Source organism: Micromonospora phytophila (assembly GCF_023656545.1).
Classification (GTDB): Bacteria; Actinomycetota; Actinomycetes; order Mycobacteriales; family Micromonosporaceae; genus Micromonospora; species Micromonospora phytophila.
Window position 1 is genome coordinate 16222 of record NZ_JAMOKF010000010.1, and the last position, 21680, is coordinate 37901.

Consider the following 21680-nt stretch of genomic DNA (forward strand, 5'->3'; position numbering starts at 1 on the left):
CTGTCCCGCAGGCGGCCCGCGCTCAGCGGTGTCAAACGTCGAGAGGCGTGACCAGCTCGGTCAGGCCCGGCCGGTCTCTGCCCGGGTTAGGTCTGCGCCAGGCGGCTTTGCGGCATTGGGGTTCCGGTCCCCTCGTGCTGCGCCTTCCCCGCGGCCGATGGCACATCGAAACACGCCAGCGCTCATGGCCGCCACAGAGACGAAGACGAGCGGGCTACGCGTCAGCGAAAAGTCAGCGAACGCCTGACACCGGTTCACCATCAACGAGGCGGAGACGGCTGCCGGCCCTGGGTCACCGCGAACGAACGACAGCAGCCGACAGGGGTAGTCAGCACCGACGACTGTTCGGGACGAAGAGGTCGTCGGTTCGAATCCGGCCACCCGACCAGAGGTAAGCAAAGTCGAGGCCCCTCCACGGAGGGGCCTCGACTCGTTCTCTGGCAGGACTGGCGGTGGCCGGCGTTGTTCCGCCAGGCCGCGGAAGGACATTCCGCGGCCCACGACCGCGCTCCCGCTACTTCATGTCGATGGTGATCGCCTCGATCTGGCGGTTCTGCCCGACCGTGCCGGCCAGCTCACCGCCGCAACGCTGCCCCTGCCAGCCGATGTTCTGCACGTGGGCCTCGTAGCAGATCCGGTAGAGCCGGGCGGTGATTTTGATCCCCTCGACCTGGAGGTTTCCGCCCATGGTGCCGGCCATCTCGTTGTCGCAGCGCTGTTCCTGCCAGCCGATGCTCTGCACGTGCGCGAAGTAGCAGACGTCGCCGCCCGAGCCGTAGACCGCGAACGCCTCAAGCTGTCGGTTCTGGCCGACTGTGCCGGCGATCTTCCCGTCGCAGTACGGGTACAGCCAGCCCTGGATGTTCTGCAGGTGGACGGCGTAGCAGACGGAACCCTGCGCGGTCAGCGTCTCACGCTGGGCCACCTCCGCCCGCAGCGCCTGCTGCATCGCCAGAGTCTCCTCATCGGTGACCAGGGCGGACTCCCCTGTGGTCACGCCGGCCGCCGACGCGCTGCCAGGCGTCGCCGGCCAGACCAGCGTCAGCGCCAGCATGGCGGCCCCGATCGCTAGCTTCGTCCTGTGCAATGCCATGAGACAACCCCCGTGGTGTCGATGGGACCTTGCAGGTGCGGCGCTCGCCGCACCATGTGTGGATAGATCGCAGGCGATATGATCCGCCGAGACGTGCCCGTTGCGTGCCCCATCTGACGTCGCTCAGGGCCAGCCTTTGCCACGACCGCCGGTCGCCACGGAATTCGTGAGCGCCTCAGTCGCCGGACCAGCCCCAGAAGTAGATCTCCTCGGGCCGGCCGGCCCCGTCGTGCAGCACGGCGCAGCGGCCGAACCAGCGGCGTTCGGCCAGGTCGTCGATGGCCTTGAGGTGGTCGCGGGTCAACACCTCCGTGCCGGCGCAGCGCAGGGCTTCGGCGCCGCTCACGGGTTGGACCGTGCCGTAGTCCGGCTTCTCACCGTCGGCCAGGACGTGGGACATGTCCAGGATGGAGTGGGTGCCGGACTCCTGGACCCACTCGTCGGCGAACAGCTCCCGCATGGTCGCCGGCCGGTGGGGGTGCGCGTTGGCGGACTCACCGATCTCGCCCCGCGCCCACCAGTAGTCGCCGTCGGCGAAGACCTTCTCCCGCAGCGCGTTTAGGGCGGTGTCGAGATCGGGTTGGTAGGCGACGAAGTATCTCCAACTGGACGCACCCATGGCTGCCCCTCCTGTGCCGAACCGGACGGGCGGAACCGTAGCGGGGGCCACCGACACCGCCGCCGATGCGGGCTTCGGTGGCCCCTCGGGCTCAGTCCTGCCGCTCGGTGCGGGCGATCTCGGTGAACGCGGCGGTCAGGTAGCCGTCGAGCGGCCGCCCCGTCGCGGCGAGCAGGTCGGCCACGAGCAGCGGCGCGTGCCGCGCCACGGCCGGCGGGTCGGGCGGGGACTCGTCGCCGTCCGGGTCGTACACGCCTAGGGCGCCGGCCAGCAGGACGAGCACCACGTGCGGGTCGACGTCCGGCCGCCAACCCGCCGCACCCCGGACGCAGCGTTCGAGCACCTGCCGGACGTCGTCGCCGTCCAGGCCGTCCGGGTGGCTCTCCTCGAGCAGCAGCCGGACCACCGCGCCGAGGACCAGGCCGGACCGTTCGGCCGTGCCGAGCCGGGCGACGGCCCCGTCGTACGCCTCGGGGTCGCGCTCGCGGGCGGCGGCGACCGCGTCGGTGGCGGCGACGGCGATCTCGCGGGCCGGTGCGGGCAGGTGTCGCCAGGTCGTGGTCATCGGGACCAGCATCCCAGACACCACCGACACGGCCGGTGGCGTTGGTCACCGGTCGGCTGGCGGCCACGCGGGCGCGCCGGTAAACGGCTCGCTCGACGTCGTACCCGGGGCAGAGAATCGCGGGATGCTGCGTCGCGCCCTGCCCCGCCGTCCGGAAGCCCGGCGGATCCTCGTCGGCACCCTGCTGTCGGCCGTCGGGCGCGGCCTGACCCTGCCGTTCCTCTTCATCTACCTGACCGACGTCCGGGGTCTCACCGACACCCGTGCCGGCCTGGTGATCGGCTGGTACGGCGCGGTCACCCTGGCGCTGTCGCCGCTCGGCGGAACGCTCATCGACCGGTTCGGCGCGCGTCGGGTCGTCCTGCCGTGCCTGCTGGTCGAGGCGGTGGGCACCGGCTCGCTGGCGCTGGTCGACTCGACGGCCTCGGCCTTCTTCGTGATCACCCTGGTCGCCGTCGGCAGCTCGGCGATCTGGTCCGGGCAGAACACGATCCTCGCCTCGCTCACCGACGACGGCGAACGGCAGCGGGTCTTCGGTTTGAACTTCGCCCTGCTCAACCTCGGCATCGGCATCGGTGGCCTGACCTCCGGCGCGATCATCGACACCGCCCGCCCGGTCACCTTCCAGGCGGTCTACCTGATCGACGCGGTGAGCTACCTGATGCCCGCGCTGATCCTGCTGAGCCTGCCGCGGGTCGGCCACCGGCTGGCCGCCGCTCCGCGCGGCGACCGCCCGCCGGCCGGCGGCTACCTCACGGTGCTGCGGGACCGGCCGTTCCGCCGGCTGGTCATCTTCGGCCTGGTCCTGACCACCTGCGGCTACGCGCAGATCGAGGTGGGCTTCGCCGCGTACGCCGTGCGGGTGGCGGACGTGACGCCGCGCGTGGTGGCCTGGGCGCTGGCCGGCAACACGCTGATGATCGTGCTCTGCCAACTCCTGGTCATCCGCCGGATCGAGGGCCGGAGTCGGACGGGCGCGCTCGTCGCCGTGGGCGCGGTCTTCGCGGCGGCCTGGCTGGTCCTCGGCGCGGCCGGCCAGATCGGTACGGGCAACGCGCTGGTCGCGGCGCTCGGTGTGGTGGCCTGCGCGACGATCTTCGGCTTCGGCGAGACGATGCTGGCGCCGGTGATGCCCGCGCTGACCAACGCGCTCGCCACCGACGAGCTGCGGGGCCGGTACAACGCGATGAGTTCGATGATCTTCGGCATCAGCGGCGTGATCGGCCCGGTCACGGCCGGCCCGCTGATCGGCGCGGCCGACGGCCGGATCTGGGTGGCGGCGGTGGTCAGCGGCTGCCTGGTCGCCTCCCTGGTGGCGCTCTCGCTGCGCCGCCTCCTCACCCCCGCCCAGGACGGCCGCATCCCCACCCCCACCACGCCCCCGGCACCCGCCCACGCCCCCGCCTGACGCTCCCCTAGACGCGGAAAGAGTGGCTGTCCCACTAGGGACAGCCACTCTTTCCGTTGGTGCGCTCGCTGCCGCGTCAGGCGGCGGGAACCTCCGCGGTGGTGCGGATGCGGTCCAGCGCCGGGGCCGAGACGGGGGACTTCGCGGTCAGGTACGCCACGAACGCGTCCAGGTCGATCATGCCGGTGACCGGGTTCGTGCCGCCCTTGAGGACGGTGAAGCCGTCGCCGCCGCCGGAGAGGAAGTTGTTCACCGTCACCCGGTAGGTGCCGGCCGGGTCCACGGCGACGCCGCCGAGGGTGAGGCTGCCCCGGACCACCCGGGTGCCGGCGCACGCGTCGGCCGTGGTGCCGGTGGTGCCGGCCGGGTCGACGACGTAGCCGACGGTCGAGGACGGGTAGAGCGTGCGGCCCGTGACGAACTGCTGCTCGAGCAGGCAGTAGAGCTGCGCGCCGGTGAGGTCGAGCGTCACCAGGTTGTTGGCGAACGGCTGCACCGTGAACGCCTCCTCGTAGGTGACCGGGCCGGCGTCGAGGTCGGCGCGTACGCCACCGGGGTTCATGAAGGCGGCGACCGCGCCCTGCTCGTCGTCGGTGGCGGCGAGCTGCGCGTCGGCGATCATGTTGCCCAGCGGGGACTCGCCCCTGGCCGTGCCGAAGAGGGTCTCCTGGGTGCGGGTGATCGCCTCGGTGGTCTGGCCGACGACCTTGGTGGCGACGGGGCCGAGCACGGCCTTGTAGCGGGTGATCAGCTCGGTCTGCGCCGGGTCCTTGGCGACGGTCCGGTCGACCACGACGTTCTCGGCCGTGGCGGTGAGCACGTCACCGGTGCGCCGGTCGATCTTCAGGTCGATGTCGGTGACCAGGCGACCGAACGAGCTGGCGCTGGTGACCAGCTTGCCGTTGACGTTGCAGTTGTACGCCTGGTGGGTGTGGCCGCTGACGATCACGTCGATCGACGGGTCCATCCGGTTGGCGATGTCCACGATCGGGCCGGTGAAGCCGGTGCAGTCGTTGATGCCACCGGTCGAGTCCTGGGTGCCACCCTCGTGCAGCAGGATGACGATCGCCTGGACGCCCTGGCGGCGCAGCTCGCGGGCGTACCGGTTGGCGGTCTCCGCCTCGTCGGAGAAGGTCAGGCCGGCGACGCCTTGCTGGCTGACGATCTGCGGGGTGCCCTCCAGGGTCATCCCGATGAAGCCGACCTTGACGCCCTGCACCTTGTGGATGGCGTACGGGGCGAGCAGCGGTTGGCCGGTCGCGGTCTTGAACGCGTTCGCGGACAGGTACTGGAAGTCGGCGCCCTCGTACGGGGTGCCGTCGGCGCAGCCGTCGACCGGGTGGCAGCCGCCGTTCTGGATGCGGAGCAGCTCGTCGGCGCCCTCGTCGAACTCGTGGTTGCCGACGCTGGCGTAGTCGAGCCCGGCCAGCGACAGCGACTCGATGGTCGGCTCGTCGTGGAACGCGGCCGACAGCAGCGGGGAGGCGCCGATCAGGTCGCCGGCGGCGACGGTGATGGCGTTCTCCTCCTCGACGGCGCGCTTGCGCAGCTCGGCGAGCTGGGTGGCGAGGTACTCGGCGCCGCCGGCGGGCTGCCCGGCGATGGTGCCGCTCGAACCGGACGGCGGCTCGAGGTTGCCGTGGAAGTCGTTGAGGGCGAGCAGCTTGACGTCGACCGGCGGGGGACCGGCCGGCTCGGCCTGGCTGGGGGTGGCGGCGACCGTGCTCAGCGCGGTGACCGCGAGCGCGGCGAGGCCGATGGCGGCCCGACGCATCCCGGGGACGGACATGGAACTCCTCGTGAGGTTCGGCGTTGGACTCCCCGGACGACTCTTCGTCCGGTGACCCTGATCCGTGCCGTGACAGGGGTCGTTGCAGGTGGCGGCGATCGGGGTGTACGCCGCCGCCCCACCGAAGGACAGCCTCTCATCTACGGCGCGATCGGTCGACCGGGGAAGTCCAGCAGAGCTGGGGATACGGCAGAGGTCTGCCGGATCATTCGGACATGACGACCGGATGACGTTCCGCATGCTGGCTTCTGTCGGTGGCGCCGACTAGACAGAGGACGTCACCTGCGACGAAAGGACGACACGGATGAACGGGGCAACCCCGACGGTCGGGACGGTGCGGTCCGCCGACGGCACCACCATCGCGTACGAACGGTCGGGTGAGGGCCCGCCGATCATCCTGGTTGGTGGGGCCTTCAACGACCGCTCGACCACCCGCCCGCTGGCCGCCGCGCTCTCGTCCCACTTCACCGTCCACGGCTACGACCGGCGGGGCCGGGGCGACAGCGGCGACACCGCCCCGTACGCGATGCAGCGCGAGATCGAGGACGTGGCCGCCCTGATCGGGGCCGCCGGTGGCTCGGCGTACGTCTACGGGCTCTCCTCGGGCGCGATCCTCGCCGCCTACGCGACGTCGGAGGGGCTGCCCGTCGCCGGGCTCGCGCTCTTCGAACCGCCGTTCCAGGTGGGCGAGGGCGACGGCGCGAAGGCGGGGCTGGCGGGCCGGCTGACCGAGCTGGTGTCGGCGGGTCGGCGCGGCGACGCGGTCGAGCTGTTCCTGACCGCCGCGGTGGGGCTGCCCGCCGAGGCGGTCGAGCCGATGCGCGGCCAGCCGGAGTGGTCCTGGTTGGAGGGTATGGCGCACACCCTGCCGTACGACACCACCGTCACCGGCGAGGGCGCGCTCCCCACCGACCGGCTGGCGGCCGTCACGGCGCCGACCGTGCTGATCGACAGCACGGGCAGCCCGGCCTGGCTGCGGGACGCGACCCGGGCCGCCGCGGCGGCGATCCCCGGCGCCCGGCACGTCAGTCTCGACGGCGGCTTCCACGAGGTGCCGCCCGACGTCCTCGCCGCCGAGCTGCGACGCTCCCTGCTGGGCTGAGCGCCCCGGTCACCGGTCGGGGTCGCGTTCCCCGGAACGCGACCCCGCCGGCTCGACGCCCGGGGCCACCCCGTCAGCACGAGCCGACGTGGGCGGGTGGCTTCCGCTGGGGTTGCGGCAGGCCGGCGACCAGTTCCGCGACGGCGGCCGGTGTCCAGTGCCCGGCCACCCCGGGCAGGCCCGACAGGTAGCCGGCGGTGCGGGCCGCGCCCCAGCCGTGCGCCTCCCGGATCCCGCTGGCGATCATGGCGAGATAGACGGGGGCCGGCGGATTCCACGGCACGTCGGAGGCTCGGCCGGGAGCGGTGAAGGTGAGCAGCGGGATTCCGTCCAGCCGCCCCGGGCAGACCAGCGTCTCGTACCGGCCGGGGCCGAGGGTGGCCCGACCGGTGGCGACCGCCTCGTCGATCAGGTCGAGGTCGCCGCCGGGCTCCCGGTACATCTCCTGGGCGGCCACGTCGGCGAACTGCCCGACGTCGAGCAGGTACGCCCGCGCAGCCGCCGCGCCGGGCAGCGTCGGGTCGAAGAAGGCCATCCCGCCGGTCCAGGCCCGGGACTCGCCGGCGAAGTAGACGCCCCCGGCCAGCGACGCCGGCGCCGTACGCCTCGGTGGTCGCGGGTCACGGCAGCCCGGGTAGGTCCGACGCCCGCCCGGCGGGCAGCCCCCGGACAGGTAGAACCCAAGCCGGGCGGCGTGCATGTTGGACCCGTATGCGACGTACCAGACCTCCCGCACCGGGTCCTGGTCCGCGACCCGGAGCTGCGGAGCCGGTGCCACGAGGACGTCCGCTCCGGGTGACTCTCCCGGCCCGGTCCCGGCGTCCTGCGGGCGGATCCGGTGGTGGTCCGTGGACAGGCTCAGCTGCTCGACCATGGCGACCATCCTGCCGGCCCGCTCCGACAGCGCCCCGGCCGGCAGAGCCAGCGGGCGGGGCCCCGACGGGCGGAGACGGCAGGCGGGGGCGGCGGGCAGTGACGGCAGGCGGGGGCGGCGGGCGGGGCCGACGGGCGGGGCGGCAGCTCGCCGCAGCGGCGCGCGGTGCCGTCGGCCACGGCCGCCCGCCCGCAGCCTGTCAGTAGCCGCAGGTCATGCCGGCGGTGTGACTGACCTGCACGACATGCGTGACGCAGCCGTCCCCGTCCACCCGGTGCAGCAGCAGGGCGGTGGGCTCGGCGACCCAGCCGATCTGCTCCTCGGGGCTCATCGTGAGCGTGCTCTGCCGCCACGTGCTCGGCGCGACGGTGAGCACCGTGCCGGCGAAGGCCGTCGTCACCGGGCGGTGCACGTGACCGGCGAGCACCCGTACGACATGGGGGTGCCGGCCGATCACCTCGGCGAGCGCGTCGCCGTCGGCGAGCCGGACGGCGTCGGCGGCCGGGATGCCGACCGGGACCGGCGGATGGTGCAGGCAGACGACGGCCGGCACCTCCGGCCGACCGGCCAGCACGCCGTCCAGCCAGCCCAGCTGCTCCTCGCCGAGCCGCCCGCCACCGGCGCCGGGGATGAGCGAGTCGAGCACCACGACCGTCACCTCCGGGTGGTCGACGTGGTAGTACGCGGAGAAGCCGCCGCCCAGCCACGGCGTGCCCCCGAAGGCGTCGAGCATCGACTCCCGGTCGTCGTGGTTGCCCACGACCAGGTGCACGGGGAGCGGGAACCGTCCGATGATCTCGCGAAGCGCGGCGTACTCGTCGGGGCGGCCCTGGTCGACCAGGTCGCCGGTGACGACCACGCAGTCCGGGCGGGGGTTCAGCGCGAGCACCCGGCCGAGGGCGCGGTGCAGCCCGACGGCGGGTTCGGCGGCGAGCGCGCCGGTGGTCACGTGCGGATCACTGAGCTGGGCGATGAGCATCGGTGCCTCCACTCGGCCGGGAACCTCACGCTATCGCCGCGACCCCCCGTCGCGGGGCCCTGCTTACCCACAGGCCGTGTCCACAGGCTGTGGATGGCACATGTGTACGAAGAACCGTGGACGATCTTGCTCCCCGGCGGGCCGGCACCCGGCTGAGTACCCTTGATCGCGGGCCCGGTGCCGGCCGGATCCCCTCCCTACCTGGAACGACGTGCGAGTGGATCACCAACGAGTCATCCGTGACGTCACGGTCCGCCTTCCCATGGCGTCGACCGCCGTCGAGGCGTGCCAGTGGACCGTCACCGCCCTCGCCCGGCACGCGCCGGCCACCATCTCCGTGCTGCTCCAGGTCCACGACCGGCTCCGCTGCGTCGCCGCCACCGGCTCCTGGCAGGTCTTCTCCACGGTGCCCCCGAAAACCGGCATCGTCGGCCGCGTCTACGCCTCCGGCGAGACCGCCGTCGTTCCCGACGTGGCCGACGACCCCGACTACCTGCCGATCCGCCCCGACGTCACCGCCGAGGTGTGCGTACCGGTGCTGGACCCGGCGGGCCGGCCGATCGGGGTGCTCGACCTCCAATGGTCCGATCCGGTCGACCTGGCCCCGTGGCGGGAGACCGCCGAGCGGTTGGCCGCCCGGCTCGGCGCCCGGATCGTGGCGCTCGGCGGCCCACCCGCAGAGAGCCGCAGCGAGAAGCTGCTCCGACACGCCAGCGCGCTGACCTCCGCGCCGACCGAGTGGGACCTGATGGCCGCCGCGCTCGCAGCGGCCCGGGACGTGTCGACCCTCTCCGCCGCCGTACTGGTGCTCGTTGGGCGGCAGGGGCCCCGGCTCGGCGCGCCGACGGCCACCCCCGGCGACCTGGAGTCCCGGATCCGGGCCGAACTGGCCGAGGCGGGCACCGCGGCGCTCGGCGGGATGATCAGCCGCGCCCAGGGCAACGGCGCGGGCTACACCCTCGGCGAGGCGGGTCACCCGCCCACGGTGGACCACGAGCCCCTGGCCCGCGCCGGCGTACGCACCCTGATCTCGGTGCCCGTCGGCACACCGGCCGCCGGTGGGGTGCTGCTGGTCGCCGACGAGCGGCTGCTGCGCCCCGACCCGACCACGGTCAACCTGATGGAGCTGCTCGCCGGCCAGGCGTGGAGCTGCCTGGACCGGCTGCGCACCCTGGCCCGGCTGCGCGAGCAGGCCAGCTCCGACCCGCTGACCGGATTGCGGCACACCGGGCCGTTCGGCCAGCGGATCGCCGCGGCCACCCCCGGGCGTACGGCCCTGCTGGCGATCGACGTGGACGGCTTCAAGCACGTCAACGACACCTACGGCCACCAGGCCGGCGACCGGGTGCTGGTCGGTCTGGCCCGGGCGCTGGAGGGGGCGTTGCGGCACGGCGACGAGCTGTACCGGATCGGCGGCGACGAGTTCGTGGCGGTGATCGAGGTGAGCCGCCCGGAGGAGGCGGTCCGGATCGCGGAGCGCCTGACCGAGGCGGCGAGACGCATCGGCCGCACGATCAGCGTGGGCGTCGCCCTCCCCCGCGCCGGCGAGTCCCCCGAGCTGACCCTGCGCCGCGCCGACCAGGCCCTCTACGCGGTCAAACGCCACGGCCGCGACGGCGTCCGCCTAGCCGCCGCCTGACCCCAACCCCCACCCCACGGTCGCGCCGATCACGCAGTTGTGGTGCCCCGTAAAAGGGACGACTCGCCACCTTCCGCCCACCACGACTGCATGATCGACGTGGTTGGGCGGCACGGACGGGGGCGTCAGGGGCGGGTCAGTTCCTTGGCGAGGAGTTCGGCGATCTGGGCGGTGTTCAGGGCGGCGCCCTTGCGGAGGTTGTCGCCGGTGACGAAGAAGTCCAGGGCACGGGGGTCGTCGACGGCGCGACGGATCCGGCCGACCCAGGAGGGATCGGTGCCGACCGCGTCGATCGGCATCGGGAACTCGCCGGCGGCCGGGTCGTCGACCACGATCACGCCGGGGGCGTTGCGGAGCACCTCCCGGGCTCCCTCGGCATCCACCTCGGTGGCGAAGACGGCGTGCACCGCCACGGAGTGGCCGGTCACCACCGGCACCCGTACGCAGGTGGCGGAGACCTTCAGGTCGGGCAGCCCGAGGATCTTGCGCGACTCGTTGCGCATCTTCATCTCCTCGGACGACCAGCCGCCGTCGGCCGGCGAGCCGGCCCAGGGCACGACGTTGAGCGCGAGCGGCGCCGGGAAGGGGCCGAGCTCGTCGCCGACCGCCTGGCGCACGTCGCCGGGCCGGGATCCGAGCACCCGGTCACCGGCGATCTTGGCGAGCTGGGTGTGCAGGGTGTCCACGCCGGCCTGGCCGGCCCCGGAGACCGCCTGGTAGGAGGCGAGCACCAGCTCGCGCAGCCCGTACTCGCGGTGCAGTGGGGCGACCGCGACGATCATCGCCAGGGTGGTGCAGTTGGCGTTGGCGATGATCCCCTTCGGCCGGTTGCGCGCCTGCTCGGGGTTGATCTCCGGCACCACCAGCGGGACGTCCCGGTCCATCCGGAAGGCGCCGGAGTTGTCCACCGCGACGGCCCCGCGGCTCACCGCGATCGGCGCCCACCGCGCGGAGACCTCGTCCGGCACGTCGAACATCGCCACGTCGACGCCGTCGAACGCCTCCGGGGTCAGCGCCTGGACGGTCAGCTCCTCGCCCCGGCAGCGCAGCCGCCGCCCGACCGACCGTTCGGAGGCGAGCAGCCGGATCTCGCCCCAGACGTTCTTGCGCCCGGTGAGCAGCTCGCACATCACGGTGCCGACGGCACCGGTCGCTCCGACCACGGCCAGGGTGGGCAGCGACGCCATGGGCGCTACCGCCCCGTCCCCGCGTAGACGACGGCCTCGGTGTCGCCACCGAGGTCGAAGGCGTCGTGGATGGCGCGCACCGCGGCGTCCAGGTCGGTGTCGCGGCAGACGACGGAGACCCGGATCTCCGAGGTGGAGATCATCTCGATGTTCACGCCGGCCGCGCCGAGGGCGGCGAAGAAGCCGGCCGCGACACCCGGGTGCGAGCGCATGCCGGCGCCGATCAGCGAGACCTTGCCGACGTGGTCGTCGTAGAGCAGGCCCTTGAACTTGACCGACTCCTGGATCTTGCTGAGCGCGGCCATGGCGGTCGGGCCGTCGGTCTTGGGCAGGGTGAAGGAGATGTCGGTGCGCCCGGTGCCCTCGGTGGAGACGTTCTGCACGATCATGTCGATGTTGATCTCGGCGCCGGCCACGGTGTCGAAGATCCGCGCGGCGGCGCCCGGCTCGTCGGGCACCCCGACGATCGTGATCTTGGCTTCACTGCGGTCGTGGGCGACCCCGGTGATCAGTGCTTGCTCCACGGGAAGGTCCTCCATCGATCCGGTGACCATCGTGCCGGTGTTGGTCGAGTATGACGAACGGACGTGGATCGGCAACCCCGCCCGGCGGGCGTACTCCACGCTACGCAGGTGCAGCACCTTCGCGCCGCAGGCGGCCAGCTCCAGCATCTCCTCGTAGGTGATGTGCTTGATGTGCCGGGCGTTCGGCACGATCCGCGGATCGGCGCTGAAGATGCCGTCGACGTCGGTGTAGATCTCGCAGACGTCGGCGTGCAGCGCGGCGGCGAGCGCCACGGCGGTGGTGTCCGAGCCGCCCCGGCCCAGCGTGGTGACGTCCTTGGTGTCCTGCGAGACGCCCTGGAAACCGGCGACGATGACCACGGCGCCCTCGTCGAGCGCCCCCTTGAGCCGGCCGGGCGTGACGTCGATGATCCGCGCCCTGCCGTGCACCGAGGTGGTGATGACGCCGGCCTGCGAGCCGGTGAACGAGCGGGCCTCGTACCCCAGGTTGTGGATGGCCATGGCGAGCAGCGCCATGGAGATCCGTTCCCCGGCGGTGAGCAGCATGTCCAGCTCGCGGCCCGGCGGCAGCGGGCTGACCTGGTTGGCCAGGTCGAGCAGCTCGTCGGTGGTGTCCCCCATCGCGGAGACCACCACCACGACGTCGTCGCCGGCCTTGCGGGCGGCGACGATGCGCTCGGCCACCCGCTTGATCCGTTCGGCGTTGGCGACGGAGGATCCGCCGTACTTCTGCACCACGAGTGCCACGACAGTGCACTCCCTCCCAGCGACGGCCCTGAGCGTGCCGACGCCGCCGGGTTGGCCTCCGGCGGCGCGTGTCAGACGGCTTCAGGGTATCGGGCGGCCCGCATCGCCGGGTCAGGTGATCCCACCATCCGGCCCGGCCGGCCCGGCGGCGTGGCGCGCGACACGCCGGGCTGGTGGCCCGACGGGGGTGTCCGCGTGTCGGCCCCGGGCCGCAGAATGGCCCCGTGCACGCCCACCTCCGCCCGACCGGCCCCGCCGGGAACGCGACCCGTCCGCCGGCTCGCCCGCTCCGGCGCCTGACCGGCCCGCTCGCGCTCGCCCTGCCGGCGCTTCTCGTCGCCTGCACCGCCGATCAGCCGGCCGACCCCCCGCAGACGCCCGCGACGACCCCGGTGCCGGCCGGGTTGGACGCGGCACGGGACGAGCTGGCCGCGCTCGCCGCGGCCGCGCAGGACCGGCACCTGGTCGCCACCTACACGCTGCGCTCCCCCGGCGCCCCGGACCGCGCGATCCTGGTGACCAGCGCGAACGACGGCACCTGGCGGGTCGACGTCCCGGGCGGCGCGCTCGGCGGCACCGCGGACGTCTCGCTCGCCGCCACCGCGGACGGGCTGTTCCAGTGCGGCCTGCCGTCCGCCGGCCGGCCCGAGCCGGCGGCCTGCGTACGCCTCGGCGACCCGGACGACACGGTGCCGCGCCGGCTGGACCCCCGGGTGCAGCACCCCTTCACCGACTGGCTGGCCGTGCTCACCGACCGGCGGGCCCCGCTCGCCGTGTCACCCGCGCAGCCACCGCCCGGGGCGGCCGGCGCCTGCTACTCCGTCGAGACCACCTCGGCCTCGATGAACGCTCCGCTCGACGTGGGGATCTACTGCTACGACCCGGACGGCACGCCCACCGCGGTACGCGCCGCGTTCGGCACGCTGACCCTGGCCGGGCCGCCCGCGCCGGCCCCGGCCACGGTGCAGCTGGCCGGGCCGGTGGTCGACGGCGAGCCGCTCGGCTCGGCGACGCCGGAGCCGAGCGGCACCCCGAGCGCGGGAACGTCCTGACCCCGGCGAGCGTTACGGGTGGTTTTCCCCACATTTCGGCACCCCTGGCCGAATGCACGAAACGCCCATACGGGACGCTCTTCCCATGGCCCACCTCACCCCGCTGCTGGCGTTCCGCTGGAGCCCCCGGTCCTTCGACCCGACCGCCGAGCTGGCCCCGGCCGAGGCGTCCGCGCTGCTCGAGGCGGCCCGCTGGGCGCCCTCGGCGGGCAACGCCCAGCCCTGGCGCTTCGCGCTCGGTCGCCGCGACGACGAGACGTGGAAGCGGATCCTGGTCAACCTGCCCGGGCGCGACCAGCGGTGGGCGGCCCGCGCGTCGGCCCTGGTGCTGGGCGCCCACCTGACGGCCGGGCCGGGCTCGACCGGCCACGCCCCGTACGACCTGGGGCAGGCCGTCGCACACCTGACCGTGCAGGCCACCGCGCTGGGGCTGCACGTCCGCCAACTGCACGACCTCCACGCGGCCGGCCTGACCGCCGACCTCGACCTGCCGGTCGGCGTACGGCCGCACGTGGTGGTGGCGGTCGGGCAGGTCGGCGACCCGCTCAGCCTCCCCGCCGACCTGCTGGCGTCGGAGACCGGCCTGCGCCGTCGACGCCCCCTCGCCGAACTCCTGCTCGCCTGAGGCCTGCCGCCCCCACTCGCCGGCCGGGCCGGCCACCCCTGGCCGGCAGCCGCTCCACCGGCTGCGAGTCGGGTCTCATACTCCGGACCTGCCTTCCCACACCCCGTCTCACCACGTAGGGTGACCCTGTCATGTGGCGGGCGTACCTCCTCCTTGGTCGCCGCGACGAGGCCTGACCGGCCGGCACCTCGTCGCGGAGTTGAACCGCGCCGTCCAGCACATCCGAACTTCTTCTCGGCACCGCCCGGGCATCGTCGCCCGGCACCTCGCCGACACCTTCCGATTGCTGACGCCCGACATGACCCACGGGAGCACTCCGCCATGGCTCAACCAGCCACCGACGCCGAGACCGATCCGATCGCCCGGCAGCGCCCCAGCCGGATGCCGTACCACCGCTACCAGCCCTACCGAGAGCAGTTCGGGATCGACCTGCCGGACCGGCGCTGGCCGACGCGGCACGTCGACGTGGCGCCGCGCTGGTGCGCGGTGGACCTGCGCGACGGCAACCAGGCGCTGATCGACCCGATGTCCCCGGAGCGCAAGCGCCGGATGTTCCAGCTGCTGGTGCAGATGGGCTACAAGGAGATCGAGGTCGGCTTCCCCTCGGCCAGCCAGACCGACTTCGACTTCGTCCGGCAGCTGATCGAGCAGGACCTGATCCCGGAGGACGTCACCATCCAGGTGCTGACCCAGTGCCGGGAGCACCTGATCGAGCGGACCTTCGAGTCGCTGCGCGGCGCGCGCCGGGCGATCGTGCACTTCTACAACTCGACCTCGACGCTCCAGCGCCGGGTGGTCTTCGGGCTGGACCGCGACGGCATCACCGACATCGCCACCCAGGGCGCGCGGCTGTGCCAGAAGTACGCGGAGATCCACACCCCGGACACCGAGATCCACTACGAGTACTCCCCCGAGTCGTACACCGGCACTGAGCTGGAGTACGCGCTGGAGGTCTGCGCCAAGGTCATCGAGGTGGTCGACCCGACCCCGGACCGCAAGCTGATCGTCAACCTGCCCGCCACCGTCGAGATGGCCATGCCGAACGTCTACGCCGACTCGATCGAGTGGATGCACCGGCACCTGCCCCGCCGGGACAGCGTGGTGCTGAGCCTGCACCCGCACAACGACCGGGGCACCGGGGTGGCCGCCGCCGAGCTGGGCCTGCTGGCCGGCGCGGACCGGATCGAGGGCTGCCTGTTCGGCAACGGTGAGCGCACCGGCAACGTGGACCTGGTGACGCTGGGCCTGAACCTCTTCTCCCAGGGCATCGACCCGATGATCGACTTCTCGAACATCGACGAGGTCAAGCGGGCCGTCGAGTACTGCAACCAGCTGCCGGTGCACGAGCGCCACCCGTACGCGGGCGACCTGGTCTACACCGCCTTCTCCGGCTCGCACCAGGACGCGATCAAGAAGGGCTTCGACGCGCTGGCCGTGGACGCGGCGGCGGCCGGGGTGCCGGTCGACGAGCACACCTGGGCGGTGCCCTACCTGCCGATCGACCCGAAGGACCTGGGCCGCACCTACGAGGCGGTCATCCGGGTCAACTCGCAGTCCGGCAAGGGCGGCGTCGCGTACATCATGAAGAGCGAGCACCAGCTCGACCTGCCGCGCCGGCTCCAGATCGAGTTCTCCGGGGTGGTCCAGCAGGTCACCGACCACGCCGGCGGCGAGGTCGACCCGGGCACCATGTGGGAGATCTTCGCCGGCCACTACCTGCTCGACCACCAGGCCGACCCGGCGCTCACCCTGGACGGCTACGCCATCGGCACCGTCGAGGGCAAGGTCGAGATCGAGGCCGAGGTCGGTCTCGGTGGGGAGCGCCGGTCGCTCGCCGCGGTCGGCAACGGCCCGATCGACGCGTACGTCAACGCGCTCCAGTCGGTCGGCGTGGCGGTACGGGTGCTCGACTACCACGAGCACGCGCTCTCCTCGGGTGGGGACGCCCAGGCCGCGGCGTACGTGGAGTGCGAGGTCGACGGCCGGACGGTCTGGGGCGTCGGCACCGACGCCAACATCGTCACCGCCTCGGTGAAGGCGGTCACCAGCGCCGTCAACCGCGCCCGCGCCGACCGGGGCTGACCAACCCGCAGTCCCGCGCATCGGGGTGTCGGACCGGCTCCGACACCCCGATGCCGGTCTCGTCGGGGTCGAGGGCGTGCGCGACCGGCGTTCAGACCGGGATGACCTCGACGGGCCGGTCATCGGCGAGCACCACCGCCTGGGCCACCACCACCCGCTGGCCGTCGAAGGTCATCGCCGGGGAGCCGTGCAGGCGGTAGCCCTCGGCCAGCGCCTCGCTGACCCGCCGGCAGAAGCTGGCGTCGTCCGGGCCGGTGAGGAGGCGGTAGCGGAGGCGGACGCCGTCGTGATCGGTCATCCGGTGACCGTAACAAGGCCACTCCGACCCGTTTCCGGGCGACGATCAGCGGCCGGCAGGGTCAGCGGCGTCGCCCGGGTGGGGTGGACGTGGGCACGGCGGGGGCACGGCTACGACGGGGGCGCCTGGCGCGGTGGGCGGTGGATGAGCAGGCCGGCCAGGGCCGCGCCGGCCAGCAGCAGCCCGGCGCACCAGAGCATCGCGCCCCGGTAGGCGCTGGTCAGCTCGTCCCGCTGCGCGTAACCGGTGCCGGAGAGCCCGACCAGCAGCGGGAGGGCGGCCACCGCCAGCAGACCACCGGCCCGGGACGCGGCGTTGTTGAAGCCGCTCGCCACCCCGGCGAACCGGTCGGAGACCGCCGCCAGCACCGAGGCGGTCAACGGCGCCACCACCAGGGTCAGCCCGGCCCCGAAGAGCAGCACCCCGGGCAGCACGTCCCGCCAGTACGAGGCGCCCTGACCCACTTCGCGGAGCAGCAGCAGCCCGGCGGCGGCGATCACCGGCCCGACGGCCAGCGGCAGCCGGGGACCGATCTTCGCCGACAGCGCGCCGGCCCGGGCGGAGCCGGCCAGCAGCAGCACGGTCATCGGCAGCAGGGCGATCCCGGTGAGGAGCGCCGACCAGCCGACCACGTTCTGCAGGTAGACGGCGAGGAAGAAGGTGAACCCGCCGAGCGCCGCGTAGACCAGCACGGTGAAGAGGTTCAACACCGAGAAGAGCCGGCTGCCGAACAGCCCGGTGGGGAGCATCGCGCTGTCGCCCCGGCGGTGCTCGACCAGCACGAAGAGCACCGCGGCGACGACCCCGACCAGCGCCGCCACCAGCACCGGCGCCGAGTCGACGCCGCGTGCCGGGGCGTCGATCAGCGCGTACGTCAAGCCGGCCAGGGCGACCGCGCCGAGCAGCGCGCCGGCCACGTCGAACCGGCGGCGCCGGTGCCCCGGGCCCTCGGTCCGGGAGGCCGCCTCGTCGCGGCTCTCCGGCACCCAGCGCAGCGCGTCCAGCATCACCAGCACGGCCACCGGCAGGTTGATGAAGAAGATCCACCGCCAGGAGAACGCGTCGATCAGCCAACCACCGATGAACGGGCCGAGCGCGGTGGAGACACCGGAGAGGCCCGCCCAGGCCCCGATCGCCCGGCCCCGGTCGTCGGGGTGGAAGCTGGCCTGGAGCACCGCGAGCGAGCCCGGGGTGAGCAGCGCGCCACCGGCGCCCTGGAGGAAGCGGGCCGCGACCAGCTGGGTGGTGTCCTGGGCCAGACCGCAGAGCAGCGAGGCCGCGGTGAACCAGACCACCCCGAGCAGGAAGATCCGCCGCCGGCCGAAGCGGTCCCCGAGCGCCCCGCCCAGCAGCACGAACGCGGCGAGCATCAGCAGGTAGCCGTTGACCGTCCATTGCAGACCCGGCACGGTGGCCCCGAGGTCCTCACCGAGCCGGGGCAGCGCCACGTTGACCACGGTGCTGTCCATGAAGACGATCCCGGAGGCGAGGACCGCCGCGAACAGGGTGCCCCGTCCGGCGTTCGTGCCCATCCGCAGCCCTGGACCGGATTCAGTCATGGCGTCCAATCTTCCCTGCACGATATGAGAGACGCCACGAAACGCCGAAAGCCCGTCCGGGTACTGTGCGGGATCGCCGGGAGCCCCCAAGCTGGAGAGGTGTCGACTGTGCGTACCAGATCAGGACCGCGCGCCGCGGTGACGGCCGCGCTCGCCGCGGCGCTGGCGCTCGGTGCGGCCGGCTGCGTTCCGGTCGACGAGCCGGAGCCTCCGCCGAGCAGCAGCGGGGGCAACGCGGCGCAGAAGCTGGGCCAGCTCACGGTGGCCGGCGCCGGGTCGATGCGGGGCTACAGCCGGGAACGCTTCCCGCACTGGCGGGACACCGGCAAGAACTGCGACGTCCGCGACACCGTGCTGCGCCGCGACGGCGAGGACATCAAGCTCTCCGGCTGCAACGTGGTCGCCGGCCGCTGGGAGAGCGTCTACGACGGCCGGGCCTTCACCGACCCGTCCGACGTGGACGTGGACCACATGGTGCCGTTGGCCAACGCGTGGCGCTCCGGCGCCGACGAGTGGGACGACGCCAAACGCGGTGATTTCGCCAACGACCTCGACCAGCCGCAGCTCATCGCGGTTTCCGCGAGCTCCAACCGGGCAAAGGGTGACCAGGATCCGTCCCAGTGGAAGCCGGCGAATCGGTCGTACTGGTGCCAGTACGCCGAAAACTGGGTGACGGTCAAGCACCACTGGCGGCTCACGGTGACCAGCGCCGAGAAGGCCGCCCTGACCGACATGTTGGAGGGTTGCACATGGGCGAGCAAGCCGTGACCGGAGCCGGGGCGACTCCTGCCCCGGAGCAGGTGCCGGACGCCGGCGGCGACGACGCGGCGGCGGCCACCGGCAGCCCACCGGCCGGCGCGACCTCGGCCGGCATGAGCGCGGACGGTGCGACCGCCCCCGCCGTGCCGGGCGCCGGGATGAGCGCGGACACCCCGGACGCGCCCTCGGCCGCGGTGCCGGGTGCCGGGATGAGCGCCGACGCCTCGGGGGCAGGTGGACCGCAGAGCCGGACGGCCGACATCGTGCCCGGCCCGGGCGGGGTGATGACCGACGAGGTCGGCGTGGTCACCGGCGAGCTGACCCTGCGTACCGAGCAGGCCGACGGCCAGGTGACGCTGAAGGTGCAGTACAAGGACGCCGACGAGTGGTACGCGGTCACCGGCGGCCGGGCGGCACTGGCCGACCCGGCGGGGCTGGACGCGGTGCACACCGTCGCGGTCGCCCTGCTGCACCGCCCCGAGGGCTGACCACCCCGGTCGGCGGCCAGCGGGCCGCCGACCGGCGAGTGGGTCAGACGTACGAGCCGGGCTCGCTGGGGGCGGAGACGACGTGCGGCTCCTCGCCCTCGCCCGCCGGACGGGTGATCTGCGCGCTGACCTTGTGCGGACGCAGCTCGCCGGTCGCGATCTGCTCGGCCCAGTGGCAGGCCACCCGGCTGGCGCCGATCTCCCGCAGCACCGGCCGCTCGTCGGCGCAGCGGGTCGGCTGCGCCCACGGGCAGCGGGTGTGGAACCGGCAGCCCGACGGCGGGTTGGCCGGTGAGGGCAGGTCACCGGCGAGCAGGATCCGCTCCCGGCGGTCCTCGACGTCCGGGTCCGGCACCGGCACCGCCGACATCAGCGCCCGCGTGTACGGGTGCAGCGGCTCGGTGTAGAGCCGGTCGCCCGGCGCCTCCTCGACCAGCGCGCCGAGGTACATCACGCCGATCGTGTCGGAGATGTGCCGGACCACCGCGAGGTCGTGCGCGATCACCAGGTAGGTCAGGCCGAGGCTGTCCTGGAGTTCGTCGAGGAGGTTGACCACCTGGGCCTGGATCGACACGTCGAGCGCGGAGACCGGCTCGTCGGCGACGATCAGCTCGGGCCCGAGCACCAGCGCCCGGGCGATGCCGATGCGCTGCCGCTGACCGCCGGAGAACTCGTGCGGGTAGCGGGAGAGCGCCCAGCGGGGCAGCCCCACCGCGTCCAGCGTCTCGCCGATGATCTTCCGCCGCTCGTCGCGGCTGCCGCCGATCCCGTGGGTCTGCAACCCCTCGGTGAGGATCGACTCGACGTTCTGCCGGGGGTCGAGGCTGGACATCGGGTCCTGGAAGATCATCTGCATCCGGCGACGCATCGTGCGCAGCCGGCCCGCCGGCAGCGTGGTCAGCTCGACGCCGTCGAAGCTGACCTCACCGGAGGTGGGCGGGGTGAGCTGGAGCAGCGCCCGGCCGAGCGTGGACTTGCCGCAGCCGGACTCACCGACCAGCCCGTAGGTCTTGCCGCGCGCGATGCGCAGGTCGACCCCGTCGACCGCCTTCACGTGGCCGACCGTCCGGTCGAAGATCACCCCCCGCTTGATCGGGAAGTGCACCTTCAGGTCGCGGACCTCGACGAGGATGTCGCTCTCGGTCACGGCTTCTCCTCCTCGCGCGGGGCGGGCACCGGGCTCGCGGTCGCCTCCGCCGCGGCGGAGGCGAGCGGGTCGTCCACGACCGGGGCGGTCGCGGCCGGGGTGGGCACGGTGCCGGGCGCCGGCGCCGGGTTGACGCAGCGGTAGCTGCGACCGTCATGGGCGAGGACCAGCGCCGGGGGCTCGCCCACGCACTCGTCCACGCGGCGGGCGCAGCGCGGGGCGAAGGCGCAGCCGTCCGGCCAGGGCAGCACGTCGCGGACCGACCCGGGGATCGGGTTGAGCCGCTCGCCACGCCCGGCGTCCAGACGCGGCACCGAACCGAGCAGCCCCACGGTGTACGGGTGCCGCGGCTCACGGAAGAGCGGCCGACGGCGGGCCGTCTCCACCACCCGACCGGCGTAGAGCACGTTGACGGTGTCGCACATGCCGGCGACCACACCGAGGTCGTGCGTGATCATGACGAGTGCGGTGCCCGAGTCCCGGACCAGGTCCTTGAGCAGCTCCAGGATCTGCGCCTGGATGGTGACGTCCAGCGCGGTGGTCGGCTCGTCGGCGATCAGGAGCCGGGGCTGGCAGGCCACCGCCATGGCGATCAGGGCCCGCTGCCGCATGCCACCGGAGAGCTGGTGCGGGTACTCCTTCAGCCGCCGCTTCGGGTCGGGGATGCCGACCCGGTCCAGCAGCGCCGCCGCCTCCTTCTCGGCCGCCGCGCCCTTCATCCCCCGGTGCCGGGTGAGCACCTCGGTCACCTGCAACCCGATCGGGATCACCGGGTTCAGGGAGGAGAGCGGGTCCTGGAAGATCATCGCGATGTCCCGGCCGCGGATGTCCCGCCGCGACCGGTCGTCGAGCTGGAGCAGGTCGGTGCCGTCGAAGACGGCCTTGCCGCCGACCCGCAGCCCCGGCTGCTTGGGCAGCAGGCCCATCAGGGCCAGCGACGTGACGCTCTTGCCGCAGCCGGACTCGCCGACCAGGCCGACCACCTCGCCGGCGTCGACCGAGAAGGAGACTCCGTCGACGGCGTGCACGGTGCGCTGACCGCGCCGGGCGAAGGTGACGGAGAGATCTTCCACATCAAGCAGCGCCATGCTCTGCCGGCCTTTCGTTCGCGACTGCGGGGCTCGCAAGCTCACTTCTCGTGCTC

At 73.2% G+C, this 21680-nt stretch carries 20 protein-coding genes; 8 read left to right on the top strand and 12 right to left on the bottom strand.

Annotation, left to right across the window (positions count from 1 at the left end):
* Positions 1-514 precede the first annotated feature (514 nt).
* The 3 genes from NCC78_RS03320 to NCC78_RS03330 form a co-directional block, all read right to left on the bottom strand.
* Positions 515-1093: a hypothetical protein gene (locus tag NCC78_RS03320; protein ID WP_250791671.1), complete on the bottom strand. Its 579-nt coding sequence runs from the start codon at positions 1091-1093 to the stop codon at positions 515-517.
* Between the two features lie 175 nt (positions 1094-1268).
* On the bottom strand, positions 1269-1712 hold the full coding sequence (locus NCC78_RS03325) for a hypothetical protein (protein WP_250791672.1): 444 nt from the start codon (positions 1710-1712) through the stop codon (positions 1269-1271).
* Positions 1713-1803: 91 nt separating this feature from the next.
* The gene (locus NCC78_RS03330; RefSeq protein ID WP_250791673.1) at positions 1804-2277 is read right to left on the bottom strand and encodes a hypothetical protein; all 474 of its coding nucleotides are present in this window, start codon (positions 2275-2277) and stop codon (positions 1804-1806) included.
* 124 nt (positions 2278-2401) lie between these two features.
* Between NCC78_RS03330 and NCC78_RS03335 the strand changes: the two genes are divergently transcribed.
* Positions 2402-3685, top strand: coding sequence for an MFS transporter (locus NCC78_RS03335; RefSeq protein WP_250791674.1), 1284 nt, complete (start codon positions 2402-2404; stop codon positions 3683-3685).
* Positions 3686-3761: 76 nt separating this feature from the next.
* Here the strand turns inward: NCC78_RS03335 and NCC78_RS03340 are convergent, their stop codons facing one another.
* The gene (locus NCC78_RS03340) at positions 3762-5474 is read right to left on the bottom strand and encodes a bifunctional metallophosphatase/5'-nucleotidase (protein ID WP_250791675.1); all 1713 of its coding nucleotides are present in this window, start codon (positions 5472-5474) and stop codon (positions 3762-3764) included.
* Between the two features lie 304 nt (positions 5475-5778).
* Between NCC78_RS03340 and NCC78_RS03345 the strand changes: the two genes are divergently transcribed.
* Positions 5779-6576 (top strand): alpha/beta fold hydrolase, encoded by a 798-nt coding sequence (locus NCC78_RS03345; RefSeq protein WP_250791676.1) that lies wholly within the window; start codon positions 5779-5781, stop codon positions 6574-6576.
* A gap of 73 nt (positions 6577-6649) precedes the next feature.
* Here NCC78_RS03345 and NCC78_RS03350 read toward each other — a convergent pair whose 3' ends face one another.
* Together NCC78_RS03350 and NCC78_RS03355 are read right to left on the bottom strand one after the other, a co-directional pair.
* Positions 6650-7450: a histone deacetylase gene (locus NCC78_RS03350; RefSeq protein ID WP_250791677.1), complete on the bottom strand. Its 801-nt coding sequence runs from the start codon at positions 7448-7450 to the stop codon at positions 6650-6652.
* Positions 7451-7649: 199 nt separating this feature from the next.
* The gene (locus NCC78_RS03355) at positions 7650-8429 is read right to left on the bottom strand and encodes a phosphodiesterase (protein ID WP_250791678.1); all 780 of its coding nucleotides are present in this window, start codon (positions 8427-8429) and stop codon (positions 7650-7652) included.
* Positions 8430-8646: 217 nt separating this feature from the next.
* Between NCC78_RS03355 and NCC78_RS03360 the strand changes: the two genes are divergently transcribed.
* Positions 8647-10068, top strand: a complete 1422-nt coding sequence (locus NCC78_RS03360; protein ID WP_250791679.1) for a GGDEF domain-containing protein — start codon at positions 8647-8649, stop codon at positions 10066-10068.
* A 125-nt stretch (positions 10069-10193) separates the two neighbouring features.
* Here the strand turns inward: NCC78_RS03360 and NCC78_RS03365 are convergent, their stop codons facing one another.
* Positions 10194-11255 carry an aspartate-semialdehyde dehydrogenase gene (locus tag NCC78_RS03365; RefSeq protein WP_250791680.1) on the bottom strand — a complete coding sequence of 354 codons (1062 nt, stop codon included), beginning with the start codon at positions 11253-11255 and terminating at the stop codon, positions 10194-10196.
* A 5-nt stretch (positions 11256-11260) separates the two neighbouring features.
* Positions 11261-12526 carry an aspartate kinase gene (locus NCC78_RS03370; protein ID WP_250791681.1) on the bottom strand — a complete coding sequence of 422 codons (1266 nt, stop codon included), beginning with the start codon at positions 12524-12526 and terminating at the stop codon, positions 11261-11263.
* Between the two features lie 224 nt (positions 12527-12750).
* On the opposite strand from NCC78_RS03370, the gene NCC78_RS03375 reads away from it, so the two are divergent.
* The 3 genes from NCC78_RS03375 to leuA all read left to right on the top strand — a co-directional run bounded on the left by NCC78_RS03375 (position 12751) and on the right by leuA (position 16285).
* Positions 12751-13578 carry a hypothetical protein gene (locus NCC78_RS03375; RefSeq protein ID WP_250791682.1) on the top strand — a complete coding sequence of 276 codons (828 nt, stop codon included), beginning with the start codon at positions 12751-12753 and terminating at the stop codon, positions 13576-13578.
* 85 nt (positions 13579-13663) lie between these two features.
* A complete protein-coding gene (locus NCC78_RS03380) occupies positions 13664-14203 on the top strand; it encodes a nitroreductase family protein (protein WP_250791683.1) in 540 nt (179 codons plus the stop codon).
* A gap of 321 nt (positions 14204-14524) precedes the next feature.
* Positions 14525-16285: a 2-isopropylmalate synthase gene (gene leuA, locus NCC78_RS03385; protein ID WP_250791684.1), complete on the top strand. Its 1761-nt coding sequence runs from the start codon at positions 14525-14527 to the stop codon at positions 16283-16285.
* A 91-nt stretch (positions 16286-16376) separates the two neighbouring features.
* Here the strand turns inward: leuA and NCC78_RS03390 are convergent, their stop codons facing one another.
* Both NCC78_RS03390 and NCC78_RS03395 read right to left on the bottom strand, forming a co-directional pair.
* Positions 16377-16583, bottom strand: coding sequence for a DUF1737 domain-containing protein (locus NCC78_RS03390; protein WP_250791685.1), 207 nt, complete (start codon positions 16581-16583; stop codon positions 16377-16379).
* A gap of 110 nt (positions 16584-16693) precedes the next feature.
* Positions 16694-18142 (bottom strand): MFS transporter, encoded by a 1449-nt coding sequence (locus NCC78_RS03395; RefSeq protein ID WP_250791686.1) that lies wholly within the window; start codon positions 18140-18142, stop codon positions 16694-16696.
* A 108-nt stretch (positions 18143-18250) separates the two neighbouring features.
* Between NCC78_RS03395 and NCC78_RS03400 the strand changes: the two genes are divergently transcribed.
* Both NCC78_RS03400 and NCC78_RS03405 read left to right on the top strand, forming a co-directional pair.
* Entirely contained in the window at positions 18251-18910 is a 660-nt protein-coding gene (locus NCC78_RS03400) for an HNH endonuclease family protein (protein WP_250791687.1), read from the top strand.
* Positions 18892-19389, top strand: coding sequence for a hypothetical protein (locus tag NCC78_RS03405; RefSeq protein ID WP_250791688.1), 498 nt, complete (start codon positions 18892-18894; stop codon positions 19387-19389). The genes NCC78_RS03400 and NCC78_RS03405 overlap by 19 nt, the downstream gene beginning before the upstream one ends.
* A 43-nt stretch (positions 19390-19432) precedes the next feature.
* Here the strand turns inward: NCC78_RS03405 and NCC78_RS03410 are convergent, their stop codons facing one another.
* Together NCC78_RS03410 and NCC78_RS03415 are read right to left on the bottom strand one after the other, a co-directional pair.
* Positions 19433-20536 (bottom strand): ABC transporter ATP-binding protein, encoded by a 1104-nt coding sequence (locus tag NCC78_RS03410; RefSeq protein WP_250791689.1) that lies wholly within the window; start codon positions 20534-20536, stop codon positions 19433-19435.
* Positions 20533-21624, bottom strand: coding sequence for an ABC transporter ATP-binding protein (locus NCC78_RS03415; protein WP_250791690.1), 1092 nt, complete (start codon positions 21622-21624; stop codon positions 20533-20535). Before NCC78_RS03415 ends, NCC78_RS03410 begins: the two co-directional genes overlap by 4 nt.
* Positions 21625-21680 lie beyond the last annotated feature (56 nt).